20 protein-coding genes are annotated in these 24,857 nt (G+C 61.3%); 2 read left to right on the forward strand and 18 right to left on the reverse strand.

Going from position 1 to position 24,857, the window contains the following annotated elements; all coding sequences use genetic code 11:
* Positions 1–195 precede the first annotated feature (195 nt).
* The 18 genes from tilS to rpsB form a co-directional block, all read right to left on the reverse strand.
* Positions 196–1,533, reverse strand: a complete 1,338-nt coding sequence (gene tilS / locus NPS29_RS16880) for a tRNA lysidine(34) synthetase TilS (protein ID WP_274133875.1) — start codon at positions 1,531–1,533, stop codon at positions 196–198.
* Positions 1,534–1,575: 42 nt separating this feature from the next.
* Positions 1,576–2,523, reverse strand: a complete 948-nt coding sequence (locus NPS29_RS16885; protein ID WP_274133876.1) for an acetyl-CoA carboxylase carboxyltransferase subunit alpha — start codon at positions 2,521–2,523, stop codon at positions 1,576–1,578.
* A gap of 143 nt (positions 2,524–2,666) precedes the next feature.
* Complete coding sequence (gene dnaE / locus NPS29_RS16890) at positions 2,667–6,188, reverse strand: DNA polymerase III subunit alpha (RefSeq protein WP_274133877.1); 3,522 nt, start codon at positions 6,186–6,188, stop codon at positions 2,667–2,669.
* Positions 6,189–6,265: 77 nt separating this feature from the next.
* Complete coding sequence (gene rnhB / locus NPS29_RS16895) at positions 6,266–6,907, reverse strand: ribonuclease HII (RefSeq protein ID WP_274133878.1); 642 nt, start codon at positions 6,905–6,907, stop codon at positions 6,266–6,268.
* 11 nt (positions 6,908–6,918) lie between these two features.
* Positions 6,919–8,055: a lipid-A-disaccharide synthase gene (gene lpxB, locus NPS29_RS16900; RefSeq protein ID WP_274133879.1), complete on the reverse strand. Its 1,137-nt coding sequence runs from the start codon at positions 8,053–8,055 to the stop codon at positions 6,919–6,921.
* Positions 8,056–8,057: 2 nt separating this feature from the next.
* A complete protein-coding gene (gene lpxA, locus NPS29_RS16905; protein WP_274133880.1) occupies positions 8,058–8,834 on the reverse strand; it encodes an acyl-ACP--UDP-N-acetylglucosamine O-acyltransferase in 777 nt (258 codons plus the stop codon).
* Complete coding sequence (gene fabZ, locus NPS29_RS16910) at positions 8,831–9,271, reverse strand: 3-hydroxyacyl-ACP dehydratase FabZ (RefSeq protein ID WP_274133881.1); 441 nt, start codon at positions 9,269–9,271, stop codon at positions 8,831–8,833. Before fabZ ends, lpxA begins: the two co-directional genes overlap by 4 nt.
* 112 nt (positions 9,272–9,383) lie before the next feature.
* Positions 9,384–10,439 (reverse strand): UDP-3-O-(3-hydroxymyristoyl)glucosamine N-acyltransferase, encoded by a 1,056-nt coding sequence (gene lpxD, locus NPS29_RS16915; protein WP_274133882.1) that lies wholly within the window; start codon positions 10,437–10,439, stop codon positions 9,384–9,386.
* Between the two features lie 4 nt (positions 10,440–10,443).
* Complete coding sequence (locus NPS29_RS16920; protein WP_166593536.1) at positions 10,444–10,947, reverse strand: OmpH family outer membrane protein; 504 nt, start codon at positions 10,945–10,947, stop codon at positions 10,444–10,446.
* Positions 10,948–10,993: 46 nt separating this feature from the next.
* Positions 10,994–13,384, reverse strand: coding sequence for an outer membrane protein assembly factor BamA (bamA, locus tag NPS29_RS16925; protein WP_274133883.1), 2,391 nt, complete (start codon positions 13,382–13,384; stop codon positions 10,994–10,996).
* A 75-nt stretch (positions 13,385–13,459) separates the two neighbouring features.
* Positions 13,460–14,812 (reverse strand): sigma E protease regulator RseP, encoded by a 1,353-nt coding sequence (gene rseP / locus NPS29_RS16930; RefSeq protein WP_274133884.1) that lies wholly within the window; start codon positions 14,810–14,812, stop codon positions 13,460–13,462.
* Positions 14,813–14,905: 93 nt separating this feature from the next.
* The gene (ispC, locus tag NPS29_RS16935) at positions 14,906–16,096 is read right to left on the reverse strand and encodes a 1-deoxy-D-xylulose-5-phosphate reductoisomerase (RefSeq protein WP_274133885.1); all 1,191 of its coding nucleotides are present in this window, start codon (positions 16,094–16,096) and stop codon (positions 14,906–14,908) included.
* The gene (locus tag NPS29_RS16940; protein WP_274133886.1) at positions 16,093–16,911 is read right to left on the reverse strand and encodes a phosphatidate cytidylyltransferase; all 819 of its coding nucleotides are present in this window, start codon (positions 16,909–16,911) and stop codon (positions 16,093–16,095) included. Before NPS29_RS16940 ends, ispC begins: the two co-directional genes overlap by 4 nt.
* The gene (uppS, locus tag NPS29_RS16945) at positions 16,911–17,666 is read right to left on the reverse strand and encodes a polyprenyl diphosphate synthase (RefSeq protein WP_274133887.1); all 756 of its coding nucleotides are present in this window, start codon (positions 17,664–17,666) and stop codon (positions 16,911–16,913) included. Before uppS ends, NPS29_RS16940 begins: the two co-directional genes overlap by 1 nt.
* 15 nt (positions 17,667–17,681) lie before the next feature.
* Positions 17,682–18,239, reverse strand: coding sequence for a ribosome recycling factor (gene frr, locus NPS29_RS16950; protein ID WP_274133888.1), 558 nt, complete (start codon positions 18,237–18,239; stop codon positions 17,682–17,684).
* On the reverse strand, positions 18,236–18,979 hold the full coding sequence (gene pyrH / locus NPS29_RS16955; protein ID WP_274133889.1) for a UMP kinase: 744 nt from the start codon (positions 18,977–18,979) through the stop codon (positions 18,236–18,238). The genes frr and pyrH overlap by 4 nt, the downstream gene beginning before the upstream one ends.
* A 193-nt stretch (positions 18,980–19,172) precedes the next feature.
* Positions 19,173–20,036 carry a translation elongation factor Ts gene (gene tsf / locus NPS29_RS16960; protein ID WP_274133890.1) on the reverse strand — a complete coding sequence of 288 codons (864 nt, stop codon included), beginning with the start codon at positions 20,034–20,036 and terminating at the stop codon, positions 19,173–19,175.
* Positions 20,037–20,220: 184 nt separating this feature from the next.
* Entirely contained in the window at positions 20,221–20,958 is a 738-nt protein-coding gene (rpsB, locus tag NPS29_RS16965; RefSeq protein ID WP_274133891.1) for a 30S ribosomal protein S2, read from the reverse strand.
* Positions 20,959–21,296: 338 nt separating this feature from the next.
* On the opposite strand from rpsB, the gene map reads away from it, so the two are divergent.
* Positions 21,297–22,079, forward strand: coding sequence for a type I methionyl aminopeptidase (gene map / locus NPS29_RS16970; RefSeq protein WP_274133892.1), 783 nt, complete (start codon positions 21,297–21,299; stop codon positions 22,077–22,079).
* Positions 22,080–22,124: 45 nt separating this feature from the next.
* On the forward strand, positions 22,125–24,824 hold the full coding sequence (locus tag NPS29_RS16975) for a [protein-PII] uridylyltransferase (protein WP_274133893.1): 2,700 nt from the start codon (positions 22,125–22,127) through the stop codon (positions 24,822–24,824).
* Positions 24,825–24,857 lie beyond the last annotated feature (33 nt).

Genomic DNA, 24,857 nt, shown 5'->3' on the forward strand with positions numbered 1-24,857 from the left:
GACCTGCGTGTTTCACAGTGCATTTCTGAAATTGCCGCGCTGATAGCGACTGGCCGGATACGGACCTGTCCATTGCTCGCCACATTTTGAGAATCGCCCAGTAAAGACTGGCTGGTAATCGGCAACTTGTGTCGTCCCGGAAGGATCGACATAAGCTGTATCAAGAAGGGAGCGTAGTCTACCGGAAACCAGCTCTCATCTCAAACGGTGGTCGTTCGTCGGTGGCTGCCAGTGCAAACGCCAGTCGCCACGGGGGTCGGCGTCCAGTCCCGGAAGGTTGGCGACCGCCAGTAACTGCTCGCCCCGGTACAACAGCGGCAATCGGCCGCGCAGGAACACCGGCACGCGTTTCTCGTTGAGCAGACGCTTGAGATCGCGCCTGCCGCGCTCGGGCACATCGAGCACTTCGCCGCCGCGCCGGTAATGCACATGCAGGCCGCCACGGGGAATTTCCCCCAGCAGGTGCAACATGCCGTTGCCGGGCAGTGTCAGGGGCTGCGAGGCCATGGACCAGTGTTGGGAGCCGGCCACATCCTTGAGCCAGATACCCGATAGCCACCAGATCCTGCCTTCGGCGCGGTGCAACTGGCCGTCAGCCAGGCGCCAGATCGGCCGCCCGTCGGGGCCGGCGTCACGCAGGGAATTCCAGCCCGCCCAGTGATCGGTGTCCGGCAGGCGCGTCAGCGGTGTCAGCCAGTGCCGCAGGGCATTGCGCTGACGGGCCTCGGACAGGCCTTCCAGTGGCGCCAGCTCCAGCGACGGCAAGTCCAGCCAGGGCCAGGTGCACGGCGTTTGCGCTGTCGCCAGATCCTGGACTGCCAATTCGTCGAGCAAGCCCTGGGCATCGGCCAGATGCGCGGCGCTGCGGGTCATGCTGACAACCGCCTGGGGCCAGCGCGTAACCAGCATCGGCATGACGTGGCTGCGCAGGTAATTGCGCGAGAAACGGCTGTCCTGGTTGCTCGGATCCTCGATCCAGCTCAGGCCTTCCTCCTGCGCATAGGCTTCGAGCACGGCGCGCGGCTCATCCAGCAGCGGGCGAAACAATGTCCCTCTGCCCAGTGGACGATGGCCAGGCATCGCCGCCAGCCCTCGAACCCCGGCGCCACGCAGCAGCCTGAACATCAGGGTTTCGGCCTGGTCATCGCGGTGTTGCGCGGTCAGCAGCACCTCGCCGTCCTGCATCACCCCTTCCAGCGCGGCGTAGCGGGCCTCGCGGGCGGCCTGTTCGAGGCTGGCGCCGGGCCGGACCTGAACATCGAGCACCTGAAAAGGCACTCCCAGAATCTGACACATCTGACGGCAATGTCCCGGCCACGACGCAGCAACGGCCTGCAAGCCGTGATGGACATGGACAGCGGTCAAGGGAGGCAAGGCATGCTGGCGGGCGAGATCGGCCAGCAGGTGCAACAGGACGGTGGAATCGAGCCCACCCGAGAAGGCAATCCGCCAAGCGACCGCGCCACGCCAGGGTTCCAGGCGCGGTAGCAATCGTTTGGCGAGTTGTTTTCTGATGCAGTCCGGCTTGCTCATGGTTGAACCTTCAAGCTGGCCGGACTGTGGGAGCCGCGTCGGTTATACGCCGTAGCTCATCAGACGCTCGTAACGACGAGCCAGCAGTTCATCGTTGTTGAACTTCTTGAGCATCGCCAGCTGGCTGCTCAAGGCTTCGCGGATCGAAGCGGACGCGCCGGCCGGGTCGCGGTGCGCGCCGCCCAGAGGTTCGCCAATCACTTTGTCGACAATGCCCAGGCCCTTGAGGCGCTCGGCGGTGATGCCCATCGCTTCGGCAGCGTCGGGCGCCTTCTCGGCGGTTTTCCACAGAATCGATGCGCAGCCTTCCGGCGAGATCACCGCGTAAGTGGAGTATTGCAGCATGTTCAGCTGATCGCACACACCAATGGCCAATGCACCGCCCGAACCGCCTTCACCGATCACGGTCGCGATGATCGGGGTCTTCAGGCGCGCCATGACACGCAGGTTCCAGGCAATCGCCTCGCTCTGGTTGCGCTCTTCGGCGTCGATGCCCGGGTATGCACCCGGGGTGTCGATAAAGGTCAGGATCGGCATCTTGAAGCGCTCGGCCATTTCCATCAGGCGGCACGCCTTGCGGTAGCCTTCAGGGCGCGGCATGCCGAAGTTGCGGCGAACCTTCTCGCGCACATCGCGGCCCTTCTGATGACCGATCACCATCACCGGCTTGTCGTCCAGGCGAGCGATACCGCCCACGATGGCCGCGTCGTCGGAGAAGTGACGGTCGCCGTGCAGCTCGTCGAACTCGGTAAAGATGTGTTCGATGTAGTCCAGGGTGTACGGACGGCGTGGATGACGCGCCATGCGCGCGATCTGCCAGCTGGTCAGATTGCCGAAAATGCTTTCGGTGAGCGTCTTGCTCTTATCTTGCAGTCGAGAGATTTCATCGCCGATGTTCAGCGAGTTGTCATTGCCTACCAGACGCAGCTCTTCAATCTTGGCTTGCAGGTCAGCAATCGGCTGTTCGAAATCCAGAAAATTCGGGTTCATAGGCATCCGTCTTGGGTCGACGGCCAAGAGGCCGGCCGGTTGATCCGTAAGCGCCATACCTTAATGGAACTGGCGCTGTCCGGTCGAGTTTAAAAAATGTCGGGCTTGAAAGCGTCGAGTCAAAAAAATCTCATGATCAGCTTCTAGCGATACTGCAGGAAGACGTTCTCACGTCCGAACTGGTCACGCAGGGCCTGAATCAGGCTGTCTGCGGGATCGATTCGCCACGCTTCGCCAAACTGCAACAAGGCGCGGGCCTCCTGCCCTGTGTAATCGAGCGTGATCGGACACGCTCCCCGGTGCTTCTTGCACAGGTCACCCAGCCAGCGCAGGCGATCACCCTTGAGTGCCTCGCTGCGCACGGTCAGGCGCAAACTTTCGGCAAGGCCGGTGCGCGCTTCCTCAAGGCTCATGACGCGCTTGGCACGCAAGCGCAGGCCACCTGAGAAGTCATCGGAACTGACCTCGCCCTCGACCACCACCATCGCGTCGGTCTGCAACAGCGACTGCGCGGCCTGGAACGAATCGGCGAACAGCGAGGCTTCGATACGCCCGGAACGGTCGTCCAGGGTGATGAAGCCCATCTTGTCGCCCTTTTTGTTCTTCATTACCCGCAGCGCGATGATCAGCCCGGCAACGGTCTGGGTATCGCGTGCAGGCTTGAGATCGACGATGCGCTGGCGAGCGAACCGACGGATCTCGCCTTCGTACTCATCGATCGGGTGCCCGGTCAGGTACAGCCCCAGGGTTTCCTTCTCGCCACGCAGGCGCTCTTTGAGAGTGACCTCCTTGGCACCGCGATGGTTCGCATAAACATCGGCATCGGGTTCGTCGAACAGCCCGCCAAACAGGTCGCTGTGGCCACTGTCATGGCTGCGCGCGGTCTGCTCGGCGGCCTGGATCGCCTCTTCCAGAGCGGCCAGCAGCACGCCACGGTTGCGGTCGATGTTGGCGTGATACTGCTTGGGCTCGTCATAGAAAAACGGACCAAGACGGTCCAGCGCGCCACTGCTGATCAGACCGCCCAGGGTGCGCTTGTTGACCCGCTTGAGGTCGATGCGCGCACAGAAATCGAACAGGTCCTTGAACGGGCCCGCCTGACGCGCCTCGGTGATGGCTTCCACCGGGCCTTCGCCCACGCCCTTGATCGCGCCCAGGCCATACACGATGCGGCCGTCGTCGTTCACCGTGAACTTGAACTCGGAGTTGTTCACGTCCGGCGCGTCCAGGCGCAGCTTCATGGTGCGCACTTCCTCGATCAAGGTCACGACCTTGTCGGTGTTGTGCATGTCCGCCGAGAGCACTGCGGCCATGAACGGCGCCGGGTAGTGCCGCTTGAGCCAGGCAGTCTGGTAGGACACCAGGCCATAGGCCGCAGAGTGGGATTTGTTGAAACCGTAACCGGCGAATTTCTCCACCAGGTCGAAAATGTTACCGGCAAGGTCCGGGTCGATATTGTTGGTCTTGCAGCCTTCGATGAAACCGCCGCGCTGCTTGGCCATCTCCTCGGGCTTTTTCTTGCCCATCGCGCGGCGCAGCATGTCTGCCTCGCCGAGGGTGTAGCCGGCCATGACCTGGGCAATCTGCATCACCTGTTCCTGATACAGGATGATGCCGTAGGTCGGCAGCAGTACGGGCTTGAGGCCTTCGTACTGGTAATCGACGTGCGGGTACGAGAGCTCCGCGCGACCGTGCTTGCGGTTGATGAAGTCGTCCACCATGCCCGATTGCAGCGGGCCCGGGCGGAACAGCGCCACCAGTGCGATGAGGTCTTCCAGGCAGTCGGGCTTGAGCTTCTTGATCAGTTCCTTCATGCCGCGGGATTCAAGCTGGAACACCGCCGTGGTTTCGGCTTTCTGCAGCAGGTCGTAGGTCGGCGCGTCATCGAGGGGGATGAAGGCGATGTCCAGCGGCTCCTCGCCCACCTTGGCGCGGTCGCGGTTGATGGTCTTCATCGCCCAGTCGATGATGGTGAGGGTCCGCAGGCCCAGGAAGTCGAACTTCACAAGCCCGGCCGCCTCGACGTCGTCCTTGTCGTACTGGGTCACCAGGCCGCTGCCTTCCTCGTCGCAATAGATGGCGGCGAAGTCGGTCAGCTTGGTCGGCGCGATCACCACACCACCGGCGTGTTTACCGACGTTACGCACAACGCCTTCGAGCTTGCGGGCCATCTCCCAGATTTCAGCGCCTTCTTCGTCGGTCTTGAGGAAGTCGCGCAGGATTTCTTCCTGCTCGTAGGCCTTTTCAAGGGTCATGCCGACTTCGAACGGAATCATCTTCGACAGGCGATCGGCCAGGCCGAAGGACTTGCCCTGGGCCCGCGCCACGTCACGCACCACGGCCTTGGCGGCCATGGAACCGAAGGTGATGATCTGGCTGACCGCATTACGCCCGTACTTGTCGGCCACGTATTCGATCACCCGGTCGCGGCCGTCCATGCAGAAGTCGACGTCGAAGTCGGGCATGGAAACCCGCTCGGGGTTCAGGAAGCGTTCGAACAGCAGGTCATATTCCAGCGGGTCGAGGTCGGTGATCTTCTGCACATAGGCCACCAGGGACCCGGCACCCGATCCACGGCCAGGGCCGACCGGCACGCCGTTGTTCTTGGCCCACTGGATGAAGTCCATAACGATCAGGAAGTAACCGGGGAAGCCCATCTGGATGATGATATCCAGCTCGAAATTCAGCCGGTCAACGTATTCCTGGCGCTTGGCTTCGTAGTTGGGCGTGGTGTCTTTCGGCCACAGTACGGCCAGGCGCTCTTCAAGGCCCTCGAACGAGACCTTGCGGAAATATTCGTCGATGGTCAGGCCATCGGGAATCGGGAAGTTGGGCAGGAAGTGAGTGCCCAGCTTGACCTCAATGTTGCAGCGCTTGGCAATCTCGACGGTGTTCTGCAACGCATCGGGCAGGTCGCTGAACAGCTCGGCCATTTCCTCGGCGCTTTTAAGGTACTGCTGATCGCTGTAGTTGTGCGAGCGGCGCGGGTCGTCCAGGGCGCGGCCTTCACCGATGCACACACGGGTTTCGTGGGCTTCGAAATCTTCCTGCTTGAGGAAGCGCACATCGTTGGTCGCCACCAGCGGCGCGCCATGACGCTCGGCCAGGGCAACCGCCGCGTGCAGGTGTTCTTCGTCGTTGATGCGGTTGGTGCGCTGGATCTCGACATAGAAACGGTCGGGGAAAACCGCCATCCATTCCTTGAGCAGCACGTCGGCCTCGGCTGGATTGCCCCCCAGCAGCGCCATGCCGATCTCGCCTTCTTTGGCGGCCGACAGGGCGATCAGTCCTTCGCTGGCTTCGGCCACCCACTCGCGCTCGATGACCACCATGCCATTGCGCTGGCCGGTCATGAAACCTCGCGAAATCAATTCGGTGAGGTTCAGGTAGCCCTTGGGGTTCATCACCAACAGGCTCATGCGGCTCAACGGCGCATCGCGATCACGCCCGGCCAGCCAGATGTCGGCGCCGCAGATCGGCTTGATCCCGGCGCCCATGGCGCTCTTGTAGAACTTGACCAGCGAGCACAGGTTGTTCTGGTCGGTCACCGCCACCGCAGGCATGTTCATGGCCGTCAGCGCCTTGGCCAGCGGTTTGACCCGGACCAGACCGTCGACCAGCGAGTATTCGGTGTGCAGGCGTAGATGAACGAAAGAAGCCGGCATAGTGGAGGTGATTCCTATGGCGCACAGAAAACGAAGGCCGGATTGTACCGGCCTCGCAAGAAAACATCAGCCCGCGATCAGTTGAGCGGTAGCGAGGCGAACCCGGTGGCCGTCAACATCTCCCGTGCTTCATAGGCCGCGCGGACCGGTGCGAACGAACGTCGGTGAATCGGCGTCGGGCCCAGACGGGCCAGCGCTTCCAGATGCACCGGCGTCGGATAACCCTTGTGCCCGCCGATGCCGTAGCCCGGATACAGCAACTCCATGGCCGCCATTTCGCGGTCACGGGTGACCTTGGCCAGGATCGACGCCGCGGCAATCGCCGGCACCTGGGCGTCACCCTGAATCACCGGCGCGCTGGGCACCGACAATTGCGGGCAGCGGTTGCCGTCGATCAGTGCCAGCTTGGGGGTGATCAGCAAACCTTCCACAGCCCGCTTCATCGCCAGCATCGTGGCGTGCAGGATGTTCAGTTCGTCGATTTCATCGACCTCGGCCCGTGCGATGTGCCAGCACAGGGCTTTCTCACGGATCTCGTCGAAGAGCTTCTCGCGCTTGGCTTCGGTGAGTTTTTTCGAGTCGTTCAGCCCCAGGATCGGGCGATTGGGGTCAAGGATCACCGCAGCGGTCACCACGGCGCCACACAGCGGGCCACGACCCACTTCATCGACGCCGGCGACCAGGTCCTCGACCAGATTGAAATCCAAACCCATTTGCATTGATCGCACACTCATGGTGAAGGCGACCGGCCAATCAGGCTCAGCACCGCATCGGCGGCCTGATTGGACGCATCGCGACGCAAGGTACGGTGAAGCGCATCGAAGCCTGCGGTCTGCTCCGCGCCGTTGTCCAGCAGCGGCAGCAGGGTTTGCGCCAGGGCATCGGCCGTCGCCGCATCCTGCAGAAGCTCAGGCACCAGCAAGCGCTGGGCCAACAGGTTCGGCAGCGACACGTACGGACTCTTCACCATCCGCTTGAGTATCCAGTAGGTCAGTGGCGCCAGACGATAGGCAACCACCATCGGTCGTTTGTACAGCAGCGCTTCCAGGGTCGCGGTGCCCGATGCGATCAAGACCGCATCGCAGGCAGCCAGCGCCACGTGGGAGCGGCCATCGAGCAGGGTCAGTGGCAGGTCGCGCCCTTGCAGCAGCTCTTCGATCTGCGCGCGGCGTTGCGGGCTTGCACACGGCAGGACGAACCGCAGGTTCGGGCGCTGGGCCAGCATTCGCTCGGCGGCCTCGAAGAACAGCGCCCCCAGGCGCCCCACTTCCCCGCCACGGCTGCCCGGCATCAGTGCAACCACTGGCCCTTCGCCCAGCCCCAGTTCAGCGCGTGCCGCAGCGCGATCGGCCTCAAGGGGGATGGTGTCGGCCAGCGGGTGCCCGACGAACCGCACCGGCACGCCTTTCTCTTCGTAGAAACGCGCCTCGAAGGGCAGAAGGGTCAGCATCAGGTCGCAGCCTTCGCGAATCTTCAGCACGCGCTTCTGCCGCCACGCCCACACGGACGGGCTGACGTAGTGCACGGTCTTGATTCCGGCCTGACGCAGTTTGAGTTCGATATTGAGGGTGAAATCCGGCGCATCGATGCCGATGAACACATCGGGCTTTTCATCGATCAGGGTCTGGATCAGCAGCTTGCGCCGCGCCAGCAACTCCTTGAGACGCCCCAGCACTTCCACCAGCCCCATGACCGACAGGCGCTCCATGGGAAAGTAGGACGTCATGCCTTCGGCTTCCATGAGCGGACCGCCCACGCCGATGAACTGTGCGTCAGGATGATGAACCTTGATGGCGCGCATTAGGCCCGAACCCAGGATGTCGCCAGAGGCTTCTCCGGCGACCAGCGCAATACGCAGGGCACTCATGGTTAACGGGTGATGCCGCGGGTCGAGTTCTGGATGGACTCAAGGAACAGCGCGACTTCCGGAAACTGTGTAGCGGGTTCGGCCAGTTCCACCACCGCCTGTTCTACGGTCAGGCCCTGACGATAGACCGTCTTGTAGGCGCGACGCAGGGCATGGATGGCATCGTCGGAGAAACCGCGACGGCGCATGCCTTCGAAGTTCATGCTGCGCGCTTCTGCCGGGTTGCCGAACACCGTGACGAACGCCGGGACGTCCTTGCCGATGGCCGTGCCCATGCCGGAAAAGCTGTGGGCGCCAATGTGGCAGTACTGATGCACCAGCGTGAAACCGGACAGGATCGCCCAGTCGGCCACATGCACGTGGCCAGCCAGCGCGGTGTTGTTGACCAGGATGCAGTGGTTGCCGATGACGCTGTCGTGACCGATGTGCGCGTAGGCCATGATCAGGTTGTGATCGCCGATGGTGGTCTCGGCGCGATCCTGAATGGTGCCACGGTGAATGGTCACGCCTTCGCGGATCACGTTGTGATCGCCGATAACCAGGCGAGTCGCCTCACCCTTGTATTTCAGGTCCGGCGTGTCCTCACCTACCGAGGAAAACTGGTAGATGTGGTTGTGTTTGCCGATTTTGGTCGGCCCGCGCAGGATGACATGCGGACCAATGACCGTACCCTCACCAATTTCCACACCGGGTCCGACGATCGACCACGGGCCGACCTCCACATTGTCAGCCAGGATGGCCGTCGGATCGATGATGGCGCGAGGGTCAATCAAACTCATAGTTTGCGTTCCGCACAGATGATTTCTGCGGAGCATACCGGCTTGCCGTCTACCGAAGCCTGGCACTCGAACTTCCAGATCTGACGCTTGCAGCTCAGGAACTTGGCTTCAAGGATCAGTTGGTCGCCCGGCAGTACCGGCTGGCGGAAACGCAGCTTGTCGGAGCCCACGAAGTAGTACAGCGTGCCATCGGCAGGCTTCACGTCAAGCATCTTGAAGCCCAGGATGCCGGCAGCCTGAGCCATGGCTTCGATGATCAGCACGCCCGGCATGATCGGGTGCGCCGGGAAGTGCCCATTGAAGAAGGGCTCATTGATGCTGACATTCTTGTAGGCACGAATGCTCTTGTTCTCGACATCGAGCGCCACCACACGGTCCACGAGCAGGAACGGGTAACGGTGGGGCAGATATTCGCGGATTTCGTTGATGTCCATCATTTCGAGAGGAAGCCTGTAGTCAATATAGGGAGTGCGCGACGAGTGCGCGGCACTCCTCTGGCAAATCAAGGAGGCAGTTTATCGGCTATGCACACTTGATAAGAAAAAAGTATCAGCCATCAGATGACGCTTTACCGCCTGAGGTCACTGCCTCGACAAGCTTTTCCAACTGCTGCAGCCGGCGCGACATGTCGTCGAGCTGGCGAATGCGTGCGGCGCTCTTGCGCCACTCGGCGGCCGGCTGCATCGCCGTCCCCGAAGAATACGAGCCTGGCTCGGTGATGGAACGGGTAACCATGGTCATCCCGGTGATGAAAACGCCATCACAGATTTCGATGTGCCCTACCAGCCCTACCCCGCCTGCCAGCATGCAGTGCTTGCCGATCTTGGCGCTGCCGGAGATACCGACGCAGGCCGCCATCGCGGTGTGGTCACCCACCTGAACGTTGTGGGCGATCTGGATCTGGTTATCGAGCTTCACACCGTTGCCGATGCGGGTATCGTCCATGGCGCCACGGTCGATGGCCGTGTTCACACCGATTTCCACGTCGTCGCCAATGGTGACGCCGCCGATCTGGGCAATCTTTTGCCAGACGCCCTTCTCGTTGGCGAAACCGAAGCCTTCGCCACCCAGCACGGCACCCGACTGGATGACCACACGCTGGCCGATGCGCACGTCGTGGTACAGCGTGACGCGCGGCGCCAGCCAGCCGCCTTCGCCGATCACGCTGCGCGCGCCGATGAAGCAGTGGGCGCCCAGGGTCACGCCGGCCGCAATGCGCGCACCGCTTTCGATCACGACATACGGCCCCACGCTTGCAGCCGGATCGACGACAGCATCGTCAGCCACGACAGCTGTGGGGTGAATGCCCGCCGCAGCCTTGGGCTTGGGATCGAACAGGTGCGAGATGCGCGCGTAGGCCAGGTACGGATCGGCGATCAGCAGCGCATCACCCGCATAGCCTTCGGCATCCGCAGGCTTGAGCAGCACGGCAGCGGCGTGGGACGTGGCGAGGAATTTACGGTACTGGGGATTGGCCAGGAAACTGACCTGACCTGGACCGGCCTCCTGCAAGGTGGCAAGTCCGGTAATCTGCTTGTCCGCGGGGCCACGCAGGGTGGCTCCGAGGAACTCGGCCAGTTGGCCGAGCGTGATAGTCGCGGTCATGAACTTACTTCAGCTGGTTCATGCGCTCGATGACCTGGCGAGTGACGTCATATTGTGGCTTGACGTCAATCACGGCACCGCGCTCGAACACCAGGTCGTAACCGCCCTTCTTGATCACTTCTTCAACAGCCGAGTCCAGTTTTGGCTTCAGTTGCTTGAGCATGTCACGGTCAGCGACGGCCTTGGCTTCGTTCAGCTCCTTGGACTGGAACTGGAAGTCACGGGCTTTCTGCTTGAAATCCAGCTCCAGTTTTTCGCGCTCAGGCTGGGCCATCTTGTCGCCACCGGCGACCAGACGATCCTGGATGCCCTTGGCGCTGCTTTCCAGAGCCTTGAGCTTGGTCAGTTGCGGGCCGAATTTCTTCTCGGCGTCGACGGCGTACTTCTTGGCCGCGTCGGATTCGAGCAGCGCCATCTGGTAGTTCAGTACCGCGATTTTCATGTCGGCAAAGGCCGGGCCTGCGACCAGGACCGTTGCCAGCAGAGCCAATTGAGTCAACTTACGCACGATGTAACTCCTACAGAATTCGTTGTCGTTATCAGTGACCAGACCCTTAGAAGGTCTGACCGAGAGAGAATTGGAAGACCTGGGTTTCGGTGTTGTTGTCCGGTTTCTTGACCGGCATGGCCAGAGCGAAGCTCAATGGACCCAATGCGGTGATCCAGGTCACGCCAACACCCACCGAGCTTGCAAGGCCCGAGAGCTCAGGACCGTTACACTCGATCTTCTCGCCGCTGAGTGTGGTCTTCTCCCCACCGCAGTTGGTGTTGAACACGTTACCCACGTCCCAGAACAGCGACGTACGCAGCGAACGCTGGTCCTTGATGAACGGCAGCGGGAACAGGATTTCGGCACCACCTGTGATCAACACGTTACCACCGAACGGCAGCGGATCCTGATCCGGGTCAGCGAGGGTGCCAGGACGACCGCCCGGGTTGCCTTCGCCGCGGCTAGGCGTACTGCGCGGACCGAGGGTGCTGTCCTTGAAGCCACGTACCGAGTTGAAGCCACCGGCGTAGTAGTTCTCGTAGAACGGCAGGCCCGAGGTCGAACCGTAACCGTCACCGTAGCCCAGTTCCGAGTGCAGGCGCAGGGTGGTGTTGGTGGTGATCGGGTGGAACAACTGGCCGCGGTAGTCGAGTTTGTAGAACGACAGGTCGCTACCCGGAATGGTGGTTTCCAGCGTCAGGCTCTGGGAGTGACCACGGGTCGGCAGCGTGCCTTTGTTCAGGGTCGATTCGGACCAGCCCACGGATGCCTTGAAGTTGGTGAAGCTGTCGCCTTCCTTCTCCAGGAAGTCGAAGATTTCGTCAACGGTGTAGGTACCGGTGTTGATCTGGTCCTGCTGAACCGACAGGCCGAAGTTCAGGCGCGCGGTTTCGCTGATCGGGTAGCCCATGTTGATACCGGCACCCAGGCTGTCGACCGAGTAGCTTGCGATATCGACATCGAGGTCGTCGTAGTTGGTCTTGCGGTAGAACGCGCTGTAACCCAGGCTCACACCGTCCGGCGTGAAGTACGGGTCGACGTAGCTGAAGTTGTAGCGGGTCTGGTATTCACTCTTGGTCAGGCCGATGCTGACCTTGTTACCGGTACCCAGGAAGTTGTTCTGGCTGATCGAACCACCCAGGATCAGACCCGCGCTCTGCGCGAAGCCCACACTGGCGGTGATCGAACCGGAGGCCTGCTCTTCCACGGCGTAGTTCACGTCGACCTGGTCGTCGGTGCCCGGCACTGCCGGTGTTTCGACGTTCACTTCCTTGAAGAAGCCCAAGCGGTCCAGACGGGTCTTGGACTGGTCGATCAGGTAGGTGGAAGCCCAACCGCCTTCCATCTGACGCATCTCACGACGCAGCACTTCGTCCGCGGTCTTGGTGTTGCCACGGAAGTTGATGCGGTTCACGTAGGCACGCTTGCCCGGATCGACGGCGAACAGGATGTCGACGGTGTGGTCTTCATCGTTCGGGGTCGGCACGCCGTTGACGTTGGCGAAGGTGTAGCCTTCGTTACCCAGGCGGCGGGTGATCAGCTCGGACGTGGTGGTCATGACCTTGCGCGAGAACACCTGGCCAGGCTTGACCAGCAACAGCGACTTGACCTGATCCTCAGGGACCTTGAGGTCACCGCTGAGCTTGACCGACTTGACGCTGTACTTCTCGCCTTCATGGATGTTGACGGTGATGTACACGCTCTTCTTGTCAGGCGTGATGGACACCTGGGTCGAAGCGATATCCATGTTGATATAGCCGCGGTCCAGGTAGTACGAACGCAGGCGTTCCAGGTCGCCGGACAGCTTTTCACGGGCGTACTTGTCGTCGTTCTTGAAGAAGGACAGCCAGTTGGTGGTCTTCAGTTCGAACAGGTCGGTCAGGTCTTCTTCCTTGAATACCGAGTTGCCCACCACGTTGATGTGCTGGATGGCTGCGACCGCGCCTTCGTTGATGTTGATTTTCAGGCCCACGCGGTTGCGCGGCTGAGGAACGACTTCGGTGGCGACTTCTGCCGAGTAACGACCCTGGGCCACGTACTGGCGCTGCAGTTCGTTACGCACGCCTTCCAGGGTTGCCCGCTGGAAGATCTCGCCTTCGGCCAGACCCGACTGCTTCAGACCTTTCATCAGGTCTTCGGTGGTGATCGCCTTGTTGCCTTCGATCTCGATGCTCGAAACGGACGGACGCTCGACCACGGTGATGACCAGCACGTTGCCGTCACGGCCCAGCTGGATGTCCTGGAAGAATCCGGTTTTGAACAGAGCGCGGGTGGCATCGACCAGATGCGCATCATCGGCGGTCTCACCCACGTTCAACGGCAGCGCGCCAAAGACGCTGCCGGCGGATACCCGCTGCAGGCCGTTGACACGGATATCGGAGATAGTGAAGGACTCGGCGTGAACTTCGGCGATCATCAGTGCGGAAAGAACCGCAGTTAGCAGCAGACGTTTCATGAAGTCCTTTCTTATTCCAACTGGCAATAAACAAACTGCCGCAAAATGCGGCAGATTCACAATTCGGCGTAGCTTTTACAGTCGTCCCAGATCGTTGACCAGTGCGAGCAACATGACTCCGACCACCAGGCTTATACCGATCTGGACCCCCCAGCCCTGAACCTTTTCCGACAGCGGACGACCACGCGCCCACTCGATCAGATAAAAAAGCAAGTGCCCCCCGTCCAACACTGGAATGGGCAGCAAATTGAGAACCCCCAGGCTTATGCTCAGATAAGCAAGGAAATTCAAGAAGTCACCTACACCTGACTGGGCCGAAGCGCCCGCCACTTTAGCAATGGTTATCGGTCCGCTCAAGTTTTTTACCGAGAGCTCGCCGAACAACATTTTCTTCAGTGAATCGAAGGTCAGTACGCTCATCGTCCAGGTACGGCGCGCGCCCTCTGCCACGGCAGCTACAGGGCCATAACTGACCTCTCGGAGCATTTCCGGTGGCCAGTCGACACCTTTGACCCCGGCACCCAGATACCCGGTTGCCGCCTTGCCTTCACCGCGCGCGGCCAGGGTGACAGGCACGTCGATTGTCGCACCATCGCGCTCGACACTCAGTGAAATTCGGGTATCAGGACGGACACGAACCCGATCCACGACCTCTTGCCACTCACCCAGCGGCTGGCCGTCGAGGGCCAGCAGGCGGTCACCGGTCTTCAGGCCTGCAGCCTGGGCCGGGCCCTTGGGATCGAGCTCGGCCAGCACCGGAGGCAGCGCCGGACGCCACGGACGAATGCCCAGCGAGCGGATCGGATCGGGCTCATCCACGCCCTTGAGCCAGTTATCCAGTGCCAGGGTGCGCGGGGTATCGACATCCGAGCCCTTCTCGCGGACTTTCAGCGCAATGCTGCCGCTCTCGCCCAGGCGACGTACCAGTTGCAGGTTCACAGCCGCCCAGCCGCTGGTGGCTTCGCCATCAACGGAAACAATTTCCTGGCCCGAAACCAGACCCGCCTTCTCGGCAATGCTGCCTGCCTCGACGCCACCGATGACCGGGCGCACCTGCTGGCTGCCCAGCATGGCCAGCACCCAGAAAAACACGATGGCCAGCAGGAAGTTGGCAACCGGGCCGGCGATGACGATGGCGATGCGCTGATACACGGACTTGCGATTGAAGGACTGGTCCACCAGCTCGGCAGGTACTTCGCCTTCGCGCTCGTCGAGCATCTTGACGTAGCCGCCCAGGGGAATGGCGGCCACCACGAACTCGGTGCCGCGACGGTCGTGCCAGCGCAACAGCGGCATGCCGAAGCCAACGGAGAACCGCAAAACCTTGACGCCACAGCGCCGCGCCACCCAGAAGTGGCCGAACTCGTGAAACGTCACCAGTACACCCAACGCAATCAGGGTGCCGACAATCATGTAAAGCGCGCTCATCGCTGTTCTCCGGGTACCGGCATGGCGAGGGCTACGGACAGCGTCAAGCTGCTCGCGCGCCTTGCCAGGCCTGTGCCTGTGGGCATTTGTCGCTTACCGCCCGTTCCGGCTGAGCCACTGCTCAGCCAGCGTTCGCGCCCTGGCGTCGACCTCGAAGACCGTCTCCAGCTCGTTCAGGGCCACCACAGGCTCTATGTTCAGGACTTCGTCGATCATACTCGCGATTTCAGGGAAGCGAATGCGCCGATCCAGAAACGCCGCCACGGCGACCTCGTTGGCGGCATTCAATACTGCCGGGGCGCTGTCGCCGGTCTGCGCAGCTTGCCGCGCCAGACGCAGGCAAGGGAAGCGCAATTCGTCCGGAGCCTGGAAATCAAGCCGGGCAATGCTGAACAGATCCAGCGGCGACACACCCGAATCGATCCGCTCGGGCCAAGCCAGTGCGTGGGCGATCGGCGTGCGCATGTCGGGGTTGCCCAACTGCGCCAGCACCGAGCCATCCACGTAATCGACCATCGAATGAATCACGCTTTGCGGGTGAATCACCACTTCGATATTCGCAGGGGCCGTGTCGAACAGCCAGCAGGCCTCGATCAGCTCAAGGCCCTTGTTCATCATGCTGGCCGAATCCACGGAGATCTTGCGCCCCATGGACCAGTTCGGGTGCGCACAGGCCTGATCCGGCGTGACATGCTCGATGTCGGCCAGAGGCGTTTCGCGAAACGGTCCGCCCGAGGCGGTCAGCAGAATGCGGCGAACGCCCACCTGATCCAGGCCGTTGGAGTAGTTGCCCGGCAGGCACTGGAAAATGGCGTTGTGCTCGCTGTCCAGCGGCAACAGGATGGTGCCACTGCGGCGCACGGCCTGCATGAACAGGGCGCCCGAGGTGACCAGGGCCTCCTTGTTCGCCAGCAAGACCTTTTTGCCTGCCTCGACAGCGGCCAGCGTAGGACGCAACCCTGCCGCGCCGACGATGGCCGCCAGCACGGTATCCACCTGAGGATGGGCAGACACCTCGCACAGGCCGCCCTCCCCCACCAGCACCCGGGTGTCCAGGCCGGCGGCGCGCAAGTCATCCTGCAACTGCCGGGCGGCGGCCGTAGTCGGCACCACGGCGAACTGCGGAGTGTGGCGAACGCACAGCGCCAGCAACTCGGCAATACGGGTGAAGCCCGTGAGGGCAAACACCTGATAGCGCGAAGGATGGCGGGCGATGACGTCCAGCGTGCTCAGCCCGACGGAGCCGGTAGCCCCCAGGACCGTGATCAGTTGCGGCTTGCTCACATCAGGCCCCAGTCTTTGGCGGCCCAGAGCAGCAGGGCAAACACCGGGATCGCCGCGGTCAGGCTGTCGATGCGATCCAGCACGCCGCCGTGGCCAGGCAACAGGTTACTGCTGTCCTTGATCCCCGACTTGCGCTTGAACATGCTCTCGGTCAGGTCGCCGACCACGGAAATCAGCACCACGATGGCGGCGCATACCAGGGCGAACAGGATTTCCCCAACGCCCCAGCCGCGAACAACGCCCACCACGGCAGTAATCACCAGGCAGGTCGCCAGGCCGCCGTAGAGGCCTTCCCAGCTCTTGCCGGGGCTGACTTTCGGCGCCAGCTTGCGCTTGCCGAAGGCCTTGCCGGAGAAGTAGGCACCAATGTCGGCACCCCACACCAGGATCATGACAGCGAGAATCAGCCAGTTGCCCATCGGTTCGAGCTTGATCAGCACCAGCCCTTGCCAGGCCGGCAGCAGAATCAAAAGGCCGATGGCCAGCTTGTAGATCACGCTGGACCAGTGTTCGCTGGACTCCGGGTACGTCAGCACCAGCCAGGTTGCCGCCAGCCACCACAACAGCGCAGCGACCAGGATCCACGGCGCAAGGCCGGGCAGCAGATACAGAAGGAACAGCAGCACGCCGACCACCGCTGCGAACAGCACGCGGGCCGACTGCGCCTCGAAACCGGCAAGACGCGCCCATTCCCAGGCACCCAGCACCACCACTGCAGCGATGAACAGCGCAAAGCTGCCACCCTCGAGCAGAAAAAAGCCGCACAGGGCCAGCGGCGCGAGGATCAACGCTGTGATGATTCGTTGTTTGAGCATTAAGCGCGGGCTCCAGCTTCTACCTGCTCGCTGGTTTTCCCGAAGCGGCGTTGGCGCGAAGCGAAATCGGCCAGCGCATGGCGCATGGCATCGTGTTTGAAGTCCGGCCAGAACAGGTCGGAGAAGTACAGTTCGGCGTAGGCCAGCTGCCACAGCAGGAAGTTGCTGATGCGATGCTCGCCCCCGGTGCGGATGCACAGGTCGGGCAGCGGAAGGTCGCCCGTGGCCAGGCAGGTCTGCAGCAACTGCGGGGTGATGTCTTCGGGGCGCAGATGGCCGGCCTGAACCTCACGCGCCAGGCGCTGCGCAGCCTGGGCGATGTCCCACTGACCGCCGTAGTTGGCGGCGATCTGCAAGACAAAGCGGCTGTTACCGGCAGTGCTGGCTTCGGCTTCGCGAATGGCGGCCTGCAGCTCAGGGTGAAAACGCGAGCGATCGCCGATGATGCGCAGGCTGATGCCGTTCTCGTTCAGGCGCTTGGTCTCGCGACGCAAGGCCGTGAAGAACAGCTCCATCAGCGCGCCGACCTCTTCGGCCGGGCGCTGCCAGTTCTCGCTGGAGAACGCGAACAGGGTCAGCACCTCGACCTTGGCCTCGGCACACACCTCGATGACCGCCCGAACGGCGTCAACGCCCGCCTTGTGACCCGCCACGCCTGGCAACAGGCGCTTCTTGGCCCAGCGATTGTTCCCATCCATGATGATCGCGACATGACGCGGTACCGACGACGGCACAGCCAGCTTTGTCTTTTCCATGAAAGCTTCCCGACCTTATACGGCCATCAGGTCCGCTTCTTTGTCATCCGTGGCCTTGGTGATCTGGCCTTCGAAGTCCTTGATCAGTTTGTCGATATCAGCGCTGGCACGACGCTCTTCGTCTTCGCTGATTTCCTTGTCCTTGACCAGTTTCTTCAGGTCGCCCATGGCATCGCGACGGATGTTGCGCACGGCAACCCGAGCGTCTTCGGCAGCGCTGCGGGCCTGCTTGGTGAAGCCCTTGCGGGTTTCTTCGGTCAGCGGCGGCATGGAGATCAGCAGCAGTTCGCCCAGGTTGGTCGGGTTCAGGTTAAGACCTGCACTGCCGATGGCCTTGTCGACGGCGCCCAGCATGTTGCGCTCGAACGGCACGACCTGCAGGGTACGGGAGTCTTTCACGGTAACGTTGGCGACGCCGGTCAGCGGAGTGTCCACGCCGTAGTAAGGAACCATCACCGAACCCAGCACGCTTGGGTGAGCCTTGCCGGTACGGATCTGGCCGAACGCGTGGTGCAGGGACTCCAGGGACTTCTTCATGCGCTCTTGAGCGTCTTTCTTGATTTCGTTGATCATTGTACGCCTTCCTCGATCAAGGTTCCTTCCGCGCCGCCATGCACGATGTTCAGCAGGGCGCCGGGTTTGTTCATATTAAAGACACGCAGCGGCATCTTGTGGTCACGGCACAGGCAGATGGCCGTCAGATCCATTACGCCCAGCTTGCGATCCAGTACTTCATCGTAAGTCAGATGATCGAACTTCTCGGCATGCGGGTCCTTGAATGGATCGGCAGTGTACACACCATCGACCTTGGTTGCCTTCAACACGACGTCGGCATCGATTTCGATGGCCCGCAGGCAGGCTGCCGAATCGGTGGTGAAGAACGGGTTGCCGGTACCGGCAGCGAAAATCACCACTTCCTTGGAATTCAGGTGGCGCATCGCCTTGCGACGATCGTAGTGATCGGTCACACCCACCATGGAGATGGCGGACATCACGATGGCGGAAATATTGGCACGCTCAAGGGCGTCGCGCATGGCCAGACCGTTCATCACGGTGGCCAGCATGCCCATGTGGTCGCCAGTGACGCGGTCCATGCCGGCAGCGCTCAATGCCGCGCCACGGAACAGGTTGCCACCACCGATGACCAGGCCGACCTGAACACCGATTCCTACCAGTTGACCCACTTCAAGCGCCATGCGATCCAGCACTTTCGGATCGATGCCAAACTCTTCGGACCCCATCAGGGCCTCGCCGCTAAGCTTGAGTAGAATGCGTTTATAGCGAGCTTGATATCCACTGCCCTGCTGAGCCATTGCGAATCTCTCCTGCGGCGTATAAAAAAAATGTCAGAGTTGCCGGCCGTTGCGCCTGCGCTAACTCTAGGCTACTGCGCCGGTTGTGGCCTTGTGAGCCATGTACCGGAAAAACAAAATCCTGCTGCCGTTTTGACAAAGAGGCTGCGCGCGTGAGCGGGCAGCCTCTTGGGTCGACAGTCGGAGAACCGTCTTATTGCTTGCTGGCAGCTACTTGAGCAGCGACTTCTTCAGCGAAGTTGTCGACTGGCTTCTCGATGCCGTCGCCTACTTTGAAGTAGGTGAAGGAAACGATTTCAGCGCCGGCTTTCTTGGCCAGTTCACCGACCTTGATTTCAGGGTTCTTGACGAACGCCTGCTCGACCAGGCTGGCTTCAGCCAGGAACTTGGTGATGCGGCCCTGAACCATCTTGTCAGCGATCTCGGCAGGCTTGCCTTTGATCTTGTCTTCGTTCAGCTGCAGGAAGACGTTCTTCTCGCGCTCGATCGCTTCGGCAGAAACGTCCGACGGCAGCAGGAACTCAGGGTTGCTTGCAGCAACGTGCATCGCGATGTCTTTGGCCAGCTCGACGTCACCGCCTTTCAGGACAACGGCTACGCCGATCTTGTTGCCGTGCAGGTAGGAGCCGACAACGTCGCCTTCAACGCGTACCAGACGACGGATGTTGACGTTCTCGCCTACTTTGGCAACCAGGGCAGTACGTGCTTCTTCCTGAGCGGCGATCAGCGGAGCTGCGTCGGTCAGTTTCTCGGCGAATGCCTTGTCGACGCTTGCAGCGACGAAGTTCTTGAAGTCGTCCTGCAGAGCCAGGAAGTCGGTCTGGGAGTTGACTTCGAGCAGGACAGCGACTTTGCCGTCTGCCTTGATGGCGATTGCGCCTTCAGCAGCAACGTTGCCTGCTTTCTTGGCGGCCTTGATGGCGCCCGAAGCACGCATATCGTCGATGGCTTTCTCGATGTCGCCGCCGGCCTTGGTCAGGGCCTTCTTGCAGTCCATCATGCCTTCGCCAGTACGCTCGCGCAGTTCTTTGACCAACGCTGCAGTAATCTCTGCCATTTCAAAATCCTCTTGGATAGGTCTTCAACCATTCCACCCGCCGGGCGGGCGTTCAAATTCGCTTGAAAATCCATGATGACCGCTGCACATGACATCAGATCGATGGCAACGCCAGATGGTTTTCGAGGTGGCAAAAAGGGGGCCAAGCCCCCTTTTTGCGTGCCAAGCGGCGCTAAAGCGTCACTTACTCGGCAGCAGGTACAGCCGCTTCTTCAGCGTAAACTTCGGTGCCGCCAGCAACGTTGTTGCGACCACGGATAACGGCGTCAGCCATCGAACCCATGTACAGCTGAATGGCGCGGATGGCGTCATCGTTACCTGGGATGATGTAGTCAACACCTTCAGGGCTGCTGTTGGTATCGACTACGCCGATGACCGGGATGCCCAGCTTGTTGGCTTCGGTGATCGCGATGCGCTCGTGGTCAACGTCGATGACGAACAGTGCGTCTGGCAGACCGCCCATGTCCTTGATACCACCCAGGCTACGATCCAGCTTTTCCAGATCGCGAGTGCGCATCAGCGCCTCTTTCTTGGTCAGCTTGGCGAAAGTACCGTCTTCAGCCTGAACTTCCAGCTCGCGCAGACGCTTGATGGAGGCACGGATGGTTTTGAAGTTGGTCAGCATGCCGCCCAACCAGCGGTGGTCGACGTACGGCGAACCGCAACGTGCTGCTTCTTCAGCAACGATCTTGCCAGCGGAACGCTTGGTGCCGACGAACAGGATCTTGTTCTTGCCCTGGGCCAGGCGCTCTACGAACGTCAGAGCGTCGTTGAACATTGGCAGGGTTTTTTCAAGGTTGATGATGTGAATCTTGTTGCGCGCGCCGAAAATGAACTTGCCCATTTTCGGGTTCCAGTAACGGGTCTGGTGGCCGAAGTGCACACCGGCCTTCAGCATATCGCGCATATTGACTTGGGACATGATAGTTCCTTGATAAGTCGGGTTAGGCCTCCACGTATCCCAATGACCAACCAGCGGCTCGAGCCGAGGGCACCCAGGTCATCGTGTCGACACGTGTGTGGGTTTGTGCTTTCGGGGCATACCCCGTAAAGCGGCGCATTTTATATCACAAAAGTCTGGATAACGGAACCTGAAATAAGATCCTGTTTTGCCGAGGCTTTTGCCGGCCCGGGGATGCCATGCCGCACACCCTCGCCGCCTCTATATAAGGAAGCGATGATAACCCGCTTGGCGACGGTCTGGTAGAATCGCGGTTTTCCGTGTTTAGCTGCGGCCTGGCCGCGCCGAGAGAGCCTTGTATGTCCGTTACCCTCAAAACCCCTGAAGACATCGAAAAGATGCGCATTGCCGGCCGTCTGGCCGCCGAAGTCCTGGAAATGATCGGGGCCTACGTCAAGCCTGGCGTGACCACCGACGAACTGGACCGCATCTGCCACGACTACATCGTCAATGAGCAGAAGGCCATTCCGGCGCCGCTCAACTACAAGGGTTTTCCCAAGTCCATCTGCACCTCGATCAACCACGTGGTCTGCCACGGCATCCCGAACGAGAAGCCGCTCAAGGAAGGCGACGTGCTGAACATCGACGTGACCGTCATCAAGGACGGCTACCACGGCGACACCAGCAAGATGTTCCATGTTGGCAAAGTGCCAGAGTGGGCCGAGCGCCTGTCGAAAATCACCCAGGAATGCATGTACAAGGGCATCGAGCTGGTCAAGCCCGGCGCTCACCTGGGCGACATCGGCGAAGTGATCCAGAAACACGCCGAAAAGAATGGTTTCTCGGTGGTGCGTGAATACTGCGGCCACGGCATCGGCAAGGTCTTCCACGAAGAACCGCAAGTGCTGCACTACGGCAAGGCTGGCGAAGGCATGGAGCTCAAGGAAGGCATGACCTTCACCATCGAGCCGATGATCAACCAGGGCAAGGCCGACACCCGTCTGCTGGGCGACGGCTGGACAGCCATCACCAAGGACCGCAAGCTGTCGGCACAGTGGGAACACACCATTCTGGTCACCGCCACAGGCTACGAGATCTTCACCCTGCGCAGCGACGACACCATCGCCCGCACCTCCGCCTGACACTCACGTCCAGACAGCATGCATAGATAGAAGGAAAGCAGTTCGATGCCGCAGGTGGACCCAGATTTGTTCGATCGCGGCCAGTTCAAGGCCGAACTGGCGTTGAAGGCCAGCCCCATCGCTGCCTTCAAGAAAGCCATCCGTCAGGCCCGCGAGGTTCTGGACGAGCGTTTCAAGTCCGGCCGCGAGATTCGGCGCCTGATCGAGGACCGCGCCTGGTTCGTCGATAACATCCTGCAACAGGCCTGGGAGCAGTTCGACTGGAGCGATGACGCCGATATCGCCTTGCTGGCGGTCGGCGGCTACGGCCGTGGCGAGTTGCACCCCTATTCGGACATCGACCTGCTGATCCTGCTGGACAGTGCCGATCACGAGCTGTTTCGCGATTCCATCGAGCGCTTTCTGACCCTGCTGTGGGACATCGGCCTGGAAGTCGGTCAGAGCGTTCGCTCGGTCGAGGAGTGCGCCATCGAGGCCCAGGCAGACCTCACGGTGGTCACCAACCTCATGGAAAGCCGCACCATTGCCGGCCCCGAGCACTTGCGCCAACGCATGCTGGACGTCACCAGCACGCAGCACATGTGGCCGAGCAAGGAATTCTTCCTGGCCAAGCGTGCCGAACAGAAAGCCCGGCACCACAAGTACTTCGACACCGAGTACAACCTGGAACCCAACGTCAAGGGCTCGCCCGGCGGGCTGCGGGACATCCAGACCATCCTCTGGGTCGCACGGCGCCAGTACGGCACGCTGAACCTGCACGCACTGGCCGACGAGGGCTTTCTGCTGGAAAGCGAAAACGCCCTGCTCGCCTCTTCCCAGGAGTTCCTGTGGAAAGTCCGCTATGCGCTGCACATGCTGGCCGGGCGCTCCGAAGACCGTCTGCTGTTCGACTACCAGACCAACATCGCGCGCCTGCTGGGCTACCAGGACAGCGACGCGAAGCTGGCCATCGAACGCTTCATGCAGAAGTACTACCGAGTGGTCATGAGCATCGCCCAGTTGAGCGACCTGATCATCCAGCACTTCGAGGAAGTCATTCTCTCGGACGACCAGAACACCGCGACCGAGGCCATCAACTCGCGCTTCCAACTGCATGACGGCTACATCGAAGCCAGCAACCCTAACGTCTTCAAGCGTACGCCCTTCGCGATGCTGGAGATTTTCGTGCTGATGGCCCAACGCCCGGAAATCAAGGGCGTGCGTGCCGATACCATCCGTTTGCTGCGCGAACACCGGCACCTGATCAACGACGATTTCCGTAACGACATTCGCAACACCAGCCTGTTCATCGAGCTGTTCAAGTGCGAGATCGGCATCCACCGCAACCTGCGCCGGATGAACCGCTACGGCATCCTGGGCCTGTACCTGCCCGAGTTCGGCCACATCGTGGGGCAGATGCAGCACGACCTGTTCCACATCTACACCGTCGATGCCCACACGCTGAACCTCATCAAGCACCTGCGCAAACTGCAGTACACCCAGGTGTCGGAGAAATTCCCGCTGGCCAGCAAGCTCATGGCCAAGCTGCCCAAGCCCGAGCTGATCTACCTGGCCGGCCTGTACCATGACATCGGCAAGGGCCGTGGCGGCGACCACTCGGAACTCGGCGCGGTGGACGCCGAAGCCTTCGGCATCCGCCATCATCTGCCCGACTGGGACACCCGACTGATCGTCTGGCTGGTGCAGAACCACCTGGTGATGTCCACCACTGCCCAGCGCAAGGACCTGTCCGATCCGCAGGTGATCCACGATTTCGCGCAATTCGTTGGCGACGAGGTGCACCTGGATTACCTCTACGTGCTGACCATCGCCGACATCAACGCCACCAACCCGACGCTGTGGAACTCCTGGCGCGCCAGCCTGTTGCGCCAGCTGTACACCGAGACCAAGCGCGCCCTCAAGCGCGGCCTGGAGAACCCGGTGGACCGCGAAGAGCAGATCCGGCGCACCCAGAGCGCTGCACTGGATATCCTGGTGCGCAGTGGCACCGACCCCGACGACGTCGAGCAGCTGTGGTCGCAACTGGGGGATGATTACTTCCTGCGCCATACGGCCGGCGACGTCGCCTGGCACAGCGATGCAATCCTGCAGCAACCTGCAGATGGCGGGCCGCTGGTGCTGATCAAGGAAACCACCCAGCGCGAATTCGAGGGCGGCACGCAGATCTTCATCTACGCACCGGACCAGCACGATTTCTTCGCCGTGACCGTGGCCGCCATGGACCAGTTGAACCTGAACATTCATGACGCCCGGGTCATCACGTCCACCAGCCAGTTCACCCTCGACACCTACATCGTGCTCGACAACGACGGCGGCTCGATCGGCGACAACCCGGAACGCATCAAGGCCATCCGCCAGGGCCTGACCGAAGCGCTGCGCAACCCTGACGATTACCCGACCATCATCAAGCGCCGGGTGCCCCGTCAGCTCAAGCACTTTGCCTTCGCCCCGGTGGTGACCATCTCCAACGACGCCCAGCGCCCGGTCACCGTGCTCGAACTGAGCGCCCCGGATCGCCCTGGGCTGCTGGCCCGGGTGGGCAAGATATTCCTGGAGTTCGACCTGTCGCTGCAGAACGCCAAGATCGCCACCCTCGGCGAGCGCGTGGAGGACGTATTCTTCCTCACCGATGAAAACAACCAGCCGCTGTCCGACCCGCAACTGTGCCGCCGCCTGCAAGACGCCATCGTCGAGCAGCTCAGCGTCAATGCAGAGCCCGGGACGGAACTGCGGATCAGCATTTGAACGCCCTGTAGATTCGATTCAACGGCGCCTGCC

Origin of the sequence: Pseudomonas putida, assembly GCF_028682175.1 — a bacterium.
In the GTDB taxonomy this organism is placed as follows: Bacteria; Pseudomonadota; Gammaproteobacteria; order Pseudomonadales; family Pseudomonadaceae; genus Aquipseudomonas; species Aquipseudomonas putida_AD.

Bases quoted from the DNA above. Each gene is read 5' to 3' on its own strand.
- dnaE (WP_274133877.1), bottom strand. From the start codon at position 6,188: ATGCCGGCTTCTTTCGTTCATCTACGCCTGCACACCGAATACTCGCTG.
- pyrH (WP_274133889.1), bottom strand. From the start codon at position 18,979: ATGGCTCAGCAGGGCAGTGGATATCAAGCTCGCTATAAACGCATTCTA.
- lpxB (WP_274133879.1), bottom strand. From the start codon at position 8,055: ATGAGTGCCCTGCGTATTGCGCTGGTCGCCGGAGAAGCCTCTGGCGAC.
- NPS29_RS16940 (WP_274133886.1), bottom strand. From the start codon at position 16,911: ATGCTCAAACAACGAATCATCACAGCGTTGATCCTCGCGCCGCTGGCC.
- tsf (WP_274133890.1), bottom strand. From the start codon at position 20,036: ATGGCAGAGATTACTGCAGCGTTGGTCAAAGAACTGCGCGAGCGTACT.
- uppS (WP_274133887.1), bottom strand. From the start codon at position 17,666: ATGGAAAAGACAAAGCTGGCTGTGCCGTCGTCGGTACCGCGTCATGTC.
- lpxD (WP_274133882.1), bottom strand. From the start codon at position 10,439: ATGACCGCGACTATCACGCTCGGCCAACTGGCCGAGTTCCTCGGAGCC.
- rseP (WP_274133884.1), bottom strand. From the start codon at position 14,812: ATGAGCGCGCTTTACATGATTGTCGGCACCCTGATTGCGTTGGGTGTA.
- fabZ (WP_274133881.1), bottom strand. From the start codon at position 9,271: ATGATGGACATCAACGAAATCCGCGAATATCTGCCCCACCGTTACCCG.
- rnhB (WP_274133878.1), bottom strand. From the start codon at position 6,907: ATGCAAATGGGTTTGGATTTCAATCTGGTCGAGGACCTGGTCGCCGGC.
- frr (WP_274133888.1), bottom strand. From the start codon at position 18,239: ATGATCAACGAAATCAAGAAAGACGCTCAAGAGCGCATGAAGAAGTCC.
- NPS29_RS16885 (WP_274133876.1), bottom strand. From the start codon at position 2,523: ATGAACCCGAATTTTCTGGATTTCGAACAGCCGATTGCTGACCTGCAA.
- rpsB (WP_274133891.1), bottom strand. From the start codon at position 20,958: ATGTCCCAAGTCAATATGCGCGATATGCTGAAGGCCGGTGTGCACTTC.
- NPS29_RS16975 (WP_274133893.1), top strand. From the start codon at position 22,125: ATGCCGCAGGTGGACCCAGATTTGTTCGATCGCGGCCAGTTCAAGGCC.
- bamA (WP_274133883.1), bottom strand. From the start codon at position 13,384: ATGAAACGTCTGCTGCTAACTGCGGTTCTTTCCGCACTGATGATCGCC.
- lpxA (WP_274133880.1), bottom strand. From the start codon at position 8,834: ATGAGTTTGATTGACCCTCGCGCCATCATCGATCCGACGGCCATCCTG.
- map (WP_274133892.1), top strand. From the start codon at position 21,297: ATGTCCGTTACCCTCAAAACCCCTGAAGACATCGAAAAGATGCGCATT.
- tilS (WP_274133875.1), bottom strand. From the start codon at position 1,533: ATGAGCAAGCCGGACTGCATCAGAAAACAACTCGCCAAACGATTGCTA.